The sequence below is a fragment of the Spirillospora sp. NPDC000708 genome (assembly GCF_040299565.1).
GTDB lineage: Bacteria > Actinomycetota > Actinomycetes > Streptosporangiales > Streptosporangiaceae > Spirillospora.
This window is the reverse complement of sequence record NZ_JBEPCJ010000173.1, coordinates 1-9704: the sequence shown is the minus strand read 5'-3', so window position 1 is coordinate 9704 and position 9704 is coordinate 1. Positions and strand designations below refer to the sequence as shown.

The following is a 9704-nucleotide window of genomic DNA, read 5'->3' as shown; positions in this document are numbered from 1 at the left end:
GGTCGGCCGGCCGCCGGATGCGGCGGCGCGGATACGGCCGGGCGGGGACGGCCGCATCCGCGAGCGTCCGTCGTCGAAGGCGTCGCGCGTGGGGTGGTGCGGACGTTCTCGGTGGACAGCCCAAAGGCTCGCCGGACGGGTGACCGGTGTCAACGAATCCATGGGCCACTGGATTTTCAATCCCTGTGAACGGCCCCTCTGAAAACACTGAAAAGCCGACCTGACCAGCGTGAACGGCGTGCCCGCCGGAGGGGCGGGCACGCCGTTGCGCGGGGGCGGGACGTCAGGGCGCGATGCGCCGGCAGAGCCAGGCGAGGGCGAGCGGGTAGCGGTAGTCGATGCCGCCATGGCCCGCGTCGAACAGCTCGAAGTGGATCACGTCCGGGGACACCCCGGCGTCCAGCAGCGCGCGGTGGAACGCCTCGGCGCCGATGTCCAGGAACCACTCGTCGCGGGTGCCGCCGTCGATCCAGATCGCCCGCTGGGAGCGCATCGCGGCGGCGTGGTCCGGCACCATCCGGACGGGGTCCCAGGCGAGCCAGCGGTCCCAGACGTCCGGGCGCAGGACGCCCGTCACCGGGTCGAACGGCAGTTCCGGCGTGCCGTCGGACCGGGCGGAGTAGCAGACGGCCATGCCGAGGACGTTCAGCAGCTCCATGTCCTCGGGCTTGGTGAACGAGACCCGCCCGTTGAAGTCGTCCCACCAGCGCGTGATGTCGCCGTCGTACGCGCGCAGGTGGCGCACGCATTTGGGGAACTCGGGCAGGTAGCAGTACTCGAACAGGGCGTCCCCGGCGTGGGTGGCGAGCGCGCCGAACAGGTCGGGGCGCAGCATCGGCGTGATCATCGCGCCGTAGCCGCCGCTGGACTTGCCGCTGATCGCCCGGTGCTCGGGCGCGTCAAGGGTCCGGTAATGGGCGTCCACCCAGGGGACGACCTCGTCGCAGATGTACGAGTGGTACTTGCCGGTGCCGGGCGAGTCGACGTACTGGCTGCCGCCGTGCGCCGTCCACGCGTCGACGAACACCACGATCGCGGGCGGGGCCTCGCCGGACGCGAACACGGCGTCGGCGGTCTCGGGGAACGGCTGCCGGTACGGCATCCGGTTCCGCCAGATCCCGACGTGCCCGGTGAACCCGGTGATCACGTAGACGGAGGGGTAGCGGCGGTCCGGCTCGTCGTCGTAGCCCGGCGGGACGTACACCAGCAGCGGGCGTTCGTGCGGGTCCTTCAGCGGGTTGCCGCGCAGCAGCTCGCTGCTGACGACGTGCTCCTCAAGGCGTCCGGCGTAGTCGGCGGACCACGGCAGCATGCGCACTCCCTCGTGTCACGGGCCACTCGGCCATCTCGACGCTAACCCAGCCCCCGGGGTCGCGGATACCGCCGCCGGCCGGGTGCCGGACCCGGCCGGACGGGGCATGTGTCACGGAAAGCGTCCCGATCCGGTCCCCCTGGTGACCGATCAGGTGACGGAAGGAGAGACGGATGTCCGAGAACGCCGCCCGGTTGCGCGACCTGCACCGCCCCGGCGACCCGCTGCTGCTGCCGAACGTGTGGGACGCGGCGAGCGCCGAGATCGTCCAGGAGGCGGGGTTCCCCGCCCTCGCCACCGCGAGCGCGGCGATCTGCGCGATGCTGGGCTACCCCGACCACGAGGGCGCGCCGGCGGACGAGATGTTCGCCGCCGCCGGCCGGGTGATCCGGGCCGCGTCCGTCCCGGTCACGGTGGACGCCGAGGCCGGGTACGGGCTGCCGCCGGAGGAGCTGGTGGAGCGCCTGCTCGCGATCGGCGCCGCGGGCTGCAACCTGGAGGACACCTATGCCGGGAAGCTGGCCGAGCCGGAGGAGCAGGCCGAGTACCTGGCCGCGGTCCGCGCCGCGGCCGGCGACGCCCTGGTGATCAACGCGCGCGCCGACACGTTCATCGGCGGGGTCGCGGACCCGGTGGACGCCGCGATCGCCCGCGGCCGGCTCTACATCGAGGCGGGCGCGGACTGCGTCTACCCGATCACCGCGCCGCCGGACGCGGTGGCGGCGCTGGTCAAGGGCATTCCGGGGCCGGTGAACGTGAACGTCTTCCCCGGCTCGTCGCTCGCCGAGGCGGCGGAGGCCGGAGCCGCGCGCGTGTCGTTCGGGCCGGTGCCGTACATGCGGGCGCTGGACGCGCTCAAGGAGTTCTCGGAACGCGTGCTGCGGAAGGAGGATCCGTACGCCTGACCGGCGGGGGCGTCCGGTTCGCCGGGCGCCCTTGCAAGTGATCGCTTACAGCTGGCACAGTGATACGGAAATCGCTTCTCTGTGCCAGGAGTGAGGACCGGATGACCGCGACCGCCACGTCCACGGACCGTCCCCCGACGATAGTCCTCGACGCGATCTCCGGCATGGCCCTGTCCGCCGCCGCCGCGAACGTCGTCATGCAGCTGTCGCGCCTGCCCGTCGGGCACGGCGTCGCCGAGAGCACCGTGGAGAGCGGCCGCGTCGACAAGCACCCCGTCAAGCGCGGGCGCACCACCCTCAGCTACATCGCCGTCGCGATGCTCGGCGACGAGGACGAGCGCCTCGCCATGCGCCGCGAGGTCAACCGCGCCCACAAGCACGTCCGCGCGAAGGAGCCCGTCCCCTACAACGCCTTCGACCGCGACCTCCAGCTCTGGGTGGCCGCGTGCCTCTACTGGGGCACCGAGATGATCTACACGATGCTCTACGGCGACCCCGCCCCCGAGCAGATCGACGCCCTGTACCGGCACGGCGCCCGCTTCGGCACCACCCTCCAGATGACCGAGGACATGTGGCCCGCCGACCGCGCCGCCTTCGAGGAGTACTGGACGGCGTCCCTCGCGAAGATCGAGATGGACGACGTCACCCGCGCCTACCTCCGCGACCTCACCGAGCTGCGGTTCCTGCCCGCCCCCGTGCGGTGGACGCTCGGCCGCCTGCACCGCTTCCTCACCCTCGGGTTCCTGCCGGCCCCCTTCCGCGACGAGCTCGGCTTCCCGTGGACGCCCCGCGACCAGGCCCGCTTCGACCGCTTCGTCCGGCTCATGGCGGCCACGAACCGCGCCATGCCCCGCCCCCTCCGCGCCTTCCCGTTCAACGTCTACCTGTGGGACGTCCGCCGCCGCATCCGGAAGGACCGCCCGATCGTCTGACGCCGGGGTGGCCGCGTCACGTCCAGGCGCGGTCGAGGAAGCCCGCGACGAGCGGCGCGATCTCCGGCAGCCGGTCCTCCAGCGCGAAGTGGCCGGTGTCGAGGACGTGGAGCTCGGCGTCCGGGACGTCGCGCAGGTAGGCGCGCGCGCCCGGCTCGGTGAAGAACGGGTCCCCGCGGCCCCACACGATCAGCGTCGGCGGGGTGTGCTCGCGCAGCCACGCCTGCCAGGCGCCGTAGCGCTCCACGTTGGCGTGGTAGTCGAACGCCAGCGCGACCTGCGCCTCCTTGCGTCCGGGCAGGTCGAGGAAGTGCTGGTCGAGCGTCCAGCCGTCGGGCGCGACCGCCTCGGTGTCGGCGACGCCCGTCTCGTACTGGCCGCGCGTCCCCTCCAGGGTGAGCAGGGCGCGGATCGTCTCCTCGGCGCCGTCCCGGCCGGGACGCAGCGCGATGAAGTCGCGGGCCGCGTCCGACAGGCCCTCGGCGTACGCGTTGCCGTTCTGGACGACCAGGCCCGCGATCCACTCCGGGCGGCGCTCGGCGAGCCGGAAGCCGACCGGCGCGCCGAAGTCGAAGACGTACATGACGAACCGGGACAGCCCGAGCCGCTCGACGAAGCCCTCGATGACGTCGGCGAGCCGGTCGAACGAGTACGCGAAGCCGTCCGGGACCCGCGTGTGCCCGAAGCCGGGGTAGTCGGGGGCGATGAGCCGGTACCGGGCGCCCAGCACGTCGATCAGTCGCCGGAACTGGTGCGACGCGGACGGGAACCCGTGCAGGAGCAGCAGCACGGGCGCACCGGCGCGCTCGGGCACCGACTCCCGGTAGAAGACGCGGACGCCGTCGACGTCCAGGTACCGGTGAACCGTCCGCGCGACCGTGGGAACCGTCATGTCTAACGCCTTCCTCCACTGAAGATGCGTTAGTTATAGCCAAGCGCCGACTAACAGGTCAACTGCCACATGTAGCATTAACACCATGAGCGACGTCGTCCCGCTGACCGGCGAACCCCTCGCCCTCGACCTCGTCAACACCCGCACCACGGCCGGCGACCTGCTCGCCACCCCCGACGACCTGCGCGCCTGGCTGGACCTCGAAGCCGCCCGGCTCCCGGACGCCGACTCCCTCGACATACACGATGTACGAGCCGTGCACGCCGTACGCGAGCACGTCGCCAACGCCGTCGAACGCGCCCGCCACGGTGAGCGTCCCGCCGGCGCCGACCTCGCCGCGCTCAACGACGCCCAGCGCGCCGCACCCGCCATCACCGAGCTGACCTGGGACGGCTCGGCCGTCACGGCCGCACGCCGCCGCACCGGCCCGCCCGGCGCGCGGCTCGCCGGATGGCTCGCCGAGGCAGCCGCCGACCTCCTCGCGGACCCGTCCGTCACGAAGATCCGGCAGTGCGAGGCCGACGACTGCGTCCTGCTGTTCCTGCCCGCCCACCCGCGCCGCCGCTGGTGCTCGGCCGCCCGCTGCGGCAACCGCGTCCGCGTCGCCCGCCACTACCGGCGCCGCAAGCCCGCCTGACGGGCCTCCGCGTCAGCGGTGCGCGAGGACGTTGATCACGCGTCCGTCCGGGTCGCGGACGAAGAACCGCCGCACGCCCCACTCCTCGTCCCGCAGCGGATGCACGATCTCCGCGCCCCGCGCCCGCATGGCCGCGTACGCCGCGTCGACGTCGTCCACCTCCACGCTGATGTCCGGAACGACCGGCGCCGTCCTGTCCGCGGACATGACGTTGATCTGCGCGCCCGGGACGTCCGGGGAGGCGAGCGTCATGACCCACCCGAGATCCATGACCTCCTCGAACCCCAGCAGGCCATAGAACTCGCGGCTCTCTCCCGCGGCTTCAGAGCGGATATTGGGCACGACGCGGCGAACGGACATGTGAGCGGCTCCAGAGAAGTTCGATCCGTGCCTCGACGCTAGGCGCCCGGGACACGCGGGTCTTGGACGAATGGGAACGGCGTCACCCGTGTCGGCGGCGGCGGACGGCGTACGCCGCCGTCACCGCCGCCAGGAGCGGCCCCCAGGCGACCAGCGGCAGGTAGCAGACGTAGAGGATCACGGCCTTCGCGCCGTGCGGCATCTCCGGATCGGTGTTCGAGAAACCGAAGACCATCGGCGTCCACAGGCAGATCAGCGCGGCCGAGCCGAGCGACGCCGGGACGATCGCGGCGAGCGGCCGGATCCGCCGCCCGGCCAGGAACGGCACCCAGCGCGGCCAGACCTCGCCCCACGGCCGGACGAGCCCGAGGCTGAGGAACGCGATCGTCTCCGACAGCGCCGTCAGCGCGATCACGTACGGCAGCACGTACCACGGCCCGTTCGCCGGGTCCTGCGAACCGGTGAAGCCCGCCGGCAGGCCGAGCCCGAACAGGATCCGCCAGATCCCGGATGGGAGCGCGCACCACATCGTCGCCTGCGCCGCCCGGTCCGCCCAGCGCGGCACCGGCCCCCGCGTCCCGGCGGCGGTCATCGGACGGCCCCGAGCGCGTGCGCGGCCGGCTCACCGGACCCGGTGGCCAGCATCGCCCCGGCGATGAGGGCGACGAGCGCCGCGATCACCGCGGCCTTGATCGTGAACTTCCGGGACACCGCTTCCTCCTGATCTCGCGATGCCCCCACGCTCCCGCCCACGCCGCCCCGCCCACCTCCCCCGCACGGGCCATCCACGTCCCCCGCGAGACGGGCATAAGGTGCGGATCGTGCGGTGGCGGGTGAGGTGCGCCCTCGGCGTCTACCTGATCGGATTCGCCGAGGGAACATGCGCGCACCTCTGGGACCTGGCCCACGGCGGCGTCCACGCCTACGCGTTCGCCCCGGTCGTACTCCAGGTGTTCTTCACGGCCCTGGCCGTCCTGGACCCACTGGTGGTCGTCCTACTGGCCCGCGCGCGCCCAGCAGGCGTCACGCTCGCGGCCACGGTGATGACAGCCGACGTCACCGCCAACTGGATCGCCGACTGGCCGCTCCTGCGCGACGACCCGAACTGGCTATGGCGCCCCGTCGGCCTCCTGCCCATCACCCTCTTCGGCCTTTACGTGGCCACCACCACGCTCCCCCTCCACCGAGCCCTCACCGCACGCCAGACCCGGTGCTCGGGCACGGTCAGTCCTACTCGGCCGGCTTGACGAAGGTGCCCCGGGACGTCCCCTCGGCCTTGAGCATGTCGATCGCCTTGAGGATCGTCCTAGGATCCAGCCCTGGCGCGGACGGTTGCTGCGACGCCGCCCAGTTCTGATCCACTTCTCGTGAGCCAGCCGGGTGCCGGCCACTGTCATCAAGGTGTCGAAGACCGGTCGCGGAGATCTGAACTTCGGCCCCACCAGCGAAGCGCCCTGCTTCACTCGCCAGGAACGTCCGGATGCCGCTTCGGCCCCTCGGACGATGGCCCGTGGTGATCACTATGCGTAGGCCGACTTCCGTGCCAGGAACACGAGGCGTTCAGTCGGTGTGGTCCATGGCCGTCGAAGTCGTGGCGGATGCCTCGGGCGAGGCTGTGCAGCGGAGGCATGTCGGTGGCATCGGCCTCGTGGAGCCGGGCCGGTGGCCTTCGCGGTCGGTCACCGTCGCGAACAAGGCGACGCAGTCGGCAACGATGTCGGCTTGGCAGCGGGCCAGCAGGTTCTTGTGTCGCAGAGTCCGGGGCGGTCTGGGCGGCTGGCGAGGAGCCGGGGCGCGGTGAGTTCGTGGCTCATATTGAGGGCGGGGTCTCCGCTGGCCCGAATGGCCAGGCAGGCACGGTGCGCCTGACCGGCGTCTTGTCTGAAAGCCTGCCACCAGGCACAGCAACGAGTTGGAGCTCGCCGGGACGCCCCGCCACCGCTAGGTCCGCCAGCCGCCGCCGGTAGCTGCCGTGACGCGGTCTCGACGACGAGCCGCAGCATGGACAGGCGCAATGCGTGGTCGTCGTACGCACTCGGCTTTCGTTCGGCGGTACCTCCTCCACGGCCACCGATGCGAGATCACCCAGAACACCCGACAACTCTCCACAGTCACACGAGCCGAGATCCTTCGAACTACGTGACGTATGTGATCAGCTCACAACAAGTCGATCAGAACCCCGACGCCACCCCAGGGACGGCCTAATGGATCGACCCAGGCGCGGCCCGCTGCACAGGATCTCCGGCGCCAAGCGTCGGTGGAACGGTGAGGGCAGTTGGTTCCTTATGGGCCGGTGTCCGTGCGGGCCGATGATGGAGGACATGACCGCCAGCTCCCGCGCCGAGTCGTTCAATGGGGCCGCCGCCCAGTACGCGGCCAGCCGACCTTCCTATCCGCCCCAGCTCTTCGACGCCATCGAGGAACTCGCGGGTCGTCCCCTGGCCGGTGCCCGGGTCGCCGATGTCGGTGCGGGCACTGGGATCGCCACCGCGCTGTTGCGCGCGAGGGACGCCCAGGTCATCGCCGTCGAACCCGGTGAGGCCATGGCCGCCGAGTGCCGCAGGGCCCTCCCGGGCGTGCCGGTCGTACGCGGCGACGGCAACGCCCTCCCGCTGGCCGACGACTCGCAAGACCTCATCACCTACGCGCAGTCGTGGCAGTGGACGGACCCGGCCCGCGCCGTCCCCGAGGCGCTCCGCGTCCTGCGCCGCGACGGCGCGGTGGCGATCTGGTGGAACACCACGGCCTTCGACGTGCCGTGGATCCGCGCGCAGCACGAGCGCATCGCACGGCATTGCGGGACGGAACCGAAGCCGACCGTCCGTCCTGACGACGGCGAAGCCATCCGGCTGGCGGGCCTGACGGGGCTGCGCGTCGCACGCCGTCAAATGCGCTGGACCCGCGTGGTTCCTCTGGACACCCACCTGGCCAACATCACCAGCCGCTCAGCGTTCCTCGTCCTCAGCGAGGCCCGCAGGCATGCCTTCCTCGTCGAGGAACGCCGTCGGCTGCAGGAGGCACTCCCGGACGACACGGTCGAGGAGACCTACCTAGTCGATCTGCTGGTGGCCACCCGTCCATAACCCTGCGGCGGCGGTGGACCGGCGCAGGGCATGGACGAGTGCGGTCAAGCGGCCCAGTCGAGGGCGGGGGTGTCGGGTGGGTCGGTGCTGCCCGGTGGCCCGGCCCTGCTCGTGTCTCGCACGTCGGCTGGTGGGAGTAGCCGGTAGACGTACCGCCCGTCCTGATCTTTGGTGATGTGGATCTGGTCGGGGTTGGTGTGTTTGAAGCGGTTGTGCCATCCGCAGGTGAGTGCGAGCTGGTCGATGTCGGTGGGGGAGTGTCCGAGTGCCCATCCGTGGACGTGGTCCACTTCGCACAGCGTCCCGGGGATCTCGCAGCCTCGTACCGCGCAGGAGGAATACAGCGTCTCCAGCACCTGCCGCTGTGCTGCGCTAGCGAACCGCTCCCGGTAGCCCAGGTAGAGCGGGGTGTTGCCGCGTCCGAGTAGGAGGGGTGAGACTCCGGCGGCTAGGGCGATGCGGCGGGCTTGGGCGGCGGGGATGGGGGTGCCGTCGGTGAGGCGGGCGGGGGCGTTGCCTCCGGTGAGGGTGTCCAGGTCGCAGATGACGGTGACCTTGGACGCCTTGTGGCCGCCTGAGAGCACGCTCGACAGTGCCGCCGCCGTCCGTTCGGGGAGGTCTCGGCGGTCGTCTGGTCCGGCCGGCTTGGCCAGCGGGGCCAGGGTGCCGTCCCAGATGGCGGCGTCCTCGGGGTTCAGCCAGCCCTTGACGTACCGGCCGCCGTCCAAGGAACGCGTGGTCGTCAGCCAGGACTTGTCGTAGCCGCGCTTGGTGTCCTCGTCGGGGGCGTCTTCGGTGTCGTCGCGTTCGGCGATGAGGTCGCGGATGCGGCGCCCGAACGCGGCGACCTTTCCGGCCGAGAAGCCTTGGTCGACGAAGCCGAGGAGGATTGTCTCGGCCTCGGCGCAGTCGGTGTCGTCCAGGCGGGCGACCGAGTCGGCGACCGTGACGGCGTAGCCGTAGGGCAGGTCGCCGCAGGCGAGCGCGGCTGAAACCTGGGGCAGGCGGTGACGCTGCCGGGCGAGGGTGAGGCGCTCCTTGGCTCGGCTGTCGCGCATGCCGAGTCGAGATCGCAGCCACGCTTGGGTGGAGGGATATCCCCAGCGGGCCTGTTCTCCGGTGGCGTCGACTCGGCCGATGAATCCGGCGAGGACGCTTTCCTGCAGATCGGATGCGGCCACCAGGGTTTCGGTGAGTTCCAGGCAGGCCGCAGCGGATTTGGGAGCTTCGCGTGACGCGAGTTCAGTGGCGATGGTTGAGAGCGCGTTCACCAGTTCCATGGTGGACGCGGCCTCAAGTTCGACCGTCACTGATTGCATACGTAAATAGTACCCTGTGTGACTGACATTCGAGGCCGTTCAAGGCCGTTCGAGTCACATTCTTCCCGGTATTTATCAGGGCGGGAAAGGCGGCCGGACCACGTGGCCTATTGCCTATCTTCGCGCCTCACGGAAGGGAGAGTTCGTCCCTTGGTTCCTGACGGAGGGCGGTGGTGGGGTGGCGCGACCCGGGGGCGGGGCAGGCGGAGCCTGCCCCCATCACCTGCCTAGGGGCCGCAGAGGCTCCAAAGTCAAGGGTGGACG

12 protein-coding genes are annotated in these 9704 nt (G+C 71.1%); 5 read left to right on the top strand and 7 right to left on the bottom strand.

The features are described 5' to 3' along the window. Positions 1 to 283 precede the first annotated feature (283 nt). On the bottom strand, positions 284 to 1312 hold the full coding sequence (locus ABT299_RS51425) for an alpha/beta hydrolase (protein WP_190859207.1): 1029 nt from the start codon (positions 1310 to 1312) through the stop codon (positions 284 to 286). A 173-nt stretch (positions 1313 to 1485) separates the two neighbouring features. Here ABT299_RS51425 and ABT299_RS51420 point away from each other — a divergent pair, with 173 nt between their 5' ends. Both ABT299_RS51420 and ABT299_RS51415 read left to right on the top strand, forming a co-directional pair. Then, positions 1486 to 2217: an isocitrate lyase/PEP mutase family protein gene (locus ABT299_RS51420; RefSeq protein ID WP_190859205.1), complete on the top strand. Its 732-nt coding sequence runs from the start codon at positions 1486 to 1488 to the stop codon at positions 2215 to 2217. Between the two features lie 101 nt (positions 2218 to 2318). After that, positions 2319 to 3149: an oxygenase MpaB family protein gene (locus ABT299_RS51415; RefSeq protein WP_500255333.1), complete on the top strand. Its 831-nt coding sequence runs from the start codon at positions 2319 to 2321 to the stop codon at positions 3147 to 3149. 16 nt (positions 3150 to 3165) lie between these two features. Here ABT299_RS51415 and ABT299_RS51410 read toward each other — a convergent pair whose 3' ends face one another. Then, on the bottom strand, positions 3166 to 4041 hold the full coding sequence (locus ABT299_RS51410; protein WP_387033180.1) for an alpha/beta fold hydrolase: 876 nt from the start codon (positions 4039 to 4041) through the stop codon (positions 3166 to 3168). Between the two features lie 85 nt (positions 4042 to 4126). Between ABT299_RS51410 and ABT299_RS51405 the strand changes: the two genes are divergently transcribed. Then, a complete protein-coding gene (locus ABT299_RS51405) occupies positions 4127 to 4678 on the top strand; it encodes a CGNR zinc finger domain-containing protein (protein ID WP_500255332.1) in 552 nt (183 codons plus the stop codon). 12 nt (positions 4679 to 4690) lie between these two features. Here ABT299_RS51405 and ABT299_RS51400 read toward each other — a convergent pair whose 3' ends face one another. The 3 genes from ABT299_RS51400 to ABT299_RS51390 all read right to left on the bottom strand — a co-directional run bounded on the left by ABT299_RS51400 (position 4691) and on the right by ABT299_RS51390 (position 5749). After that, positions 4691 to 5038, bottom strand: a complete 348-nt coding sequence (locus ABT299_RS51400; RefSeq protein ID WP_190859196.1) for a VOC family protein — start codon at positions 5036 to 5038, stop codon at positions 4691 to 4693. An 82-nt stretch (positions 5039 to 5120) separates the two neighbouring features. Next, positions 5121 to 5630: a hypothetical protein gene (locus ABT299_RS51395; RefSeq protein WP_190859194.1), complete on the bottom strand. Its 510-nt coding sequence runs from the start codon at positions 5628 to 5630 to the stop codon at positions 5121 to 5123. After that, on the bottom strand, positions 5627 to 5749 hold the full coding sequence (locus ABT299_RS51390) for a hypothetical protein (protein WP_433241519.1): 123 nt from the start codon (positions 5747 to 5749) through the stop codon (positions 5627 to 5629). The genes ABT299_RS51395 and ABT299_RS51390 overlap by 4 nt, the downstream gene beginning before the upstream one ends. Positions 5750 to 5859: 110 nt before the next feature. Here ABT299_RS51390 and ABT299_RS51385 point away from each other — a divergent pair, with 110 nt between their 5' ends. Next, positions 5860 to 6285, top strand: coding sequence for a hypothetical protein (locus ABT299_RS51385; RefSeq protein WP_500255331.1), 426 nt, complete (start codon positions 5860 to 5862; stop codon positions 6283 to 6285). Here the strand turns inward: ABT299_RS51385 and ABT299_RS51380 are convergent. Then, entirely contained in the window at positions 6269 to 6400 is a 132-nt protein-coding gene (locus tag ABT299_RS51380; RefSeq protein WP_500255330.1) for a hypothetical protein, read from the bottom strand. The genes ABT299_RS51385 and ABT299_RS51380 overlap by 17 nt on opposite strands. A gap of 959 nt (positions 6401 to 7359) precedes the next feature. On the opposite strand from ABT299_RS51380, the gene ABT299_RS51375 reads away from it, so the two are divergent. Continuing rightward, positions 7360 to 8121 (top strand): class I SAM-dependent methyltransferase, encoded by a 762-nt coding sequence (locus ABT299_RS51375; RefSeq protein WP_500255329.1) that lies wholly within the window; start codon positions 7360 to 7362, stop codon positions 8119 to 8121. Positions 8122 to 8165: 44 nt separating this feature from the next. Here the strand turns inward: ABT299_RS51375 and ABT299_RS51370 are convergent, their stop codons facing one another. After that, positions 8166 to 9440, bottom strand: a complete 1275-nt coding sequence (locus ABT299_RS51370; protein WP_500255328.1) for an HNH endonuclease signature motif containing protein — start codon at positions 9438 to 9440, stop codon at positions 8166 to 8168. Positions 9441 to 9704: the final 264 nt, after the last annotated feature.

What these genes read in the sequence shown, in the direction of transcription:
- ABT299_RS51395 (WP_190859194.1), bottom strand. Translation starts at nt 5,630, where the DNA reads ATGACCGCCGCCGGGACGCGGGGGCCGGTGCCGCGCTGGGCGGACCGG.
- ABT299_RS51425 (WP_190859207.1), bottom strand. Translation starts at nt 1,312, where the DNA reads ATGCTGCCGTGGTCCGCCGACTACGCCGGACGCCTTGAGGAGCACGTC.
- ABT299_RS51370 (WP_500255328.1), bottom strand. Translation starts at nt 9,440, where the DNA reads ATGCAATCAGTGACGGTCGAACTTGAGGCCGCGTCCACCATGGAACTG.
- ABT299_RS51400 (WP_190859196.1), bottom strand. Translation starts at nt 5,038, where the DNA reads ATGTCCGTTCGCCGCGTCGTGCCCAATATCCGCTCTGAAGCCGCGGGA.
- ABT299_RS51405 (WP_500255332.1), top strand. Translation starts at nt 4,127, where the DNA reads ATGAGCGACGTCGTCCCGCTGACCGGCGAACCCCTCGCCCTCGACCTC.
- ABT299_RS51420 (WP_190859205.1), top strand. Translation starts at nt 1,486, where the DNA reads ATGTCCGAGAACGCCGCCCGGTTGCGCGACCTGCACCGCCCCGGCGAC.
- ABT299_RS51415 (WP_500255333.1), top strand. Translation starts at nt 2,319, where the DNA reads ATGACCGCGACCGCCACGTCCACGGACCGTCCCCCGACGATAGTCCTC.
- ABT299_RS51410 (WP_387033180.1), bottom strand. Translation starts at nt 4,041, where the DNA reads ATGACGGTTCCCACGGTCGCGCGGACGGTTCACCGGTACCTGGACGTC.
- ABT299_RS51375 (WP_500255329.1), top strand. Translation starts at nt 7,360, where the DNA reads ATGACCGCCAGCTCCCGCGCCGAGTCGTTCAATGGGGCCGCCGCCCAG.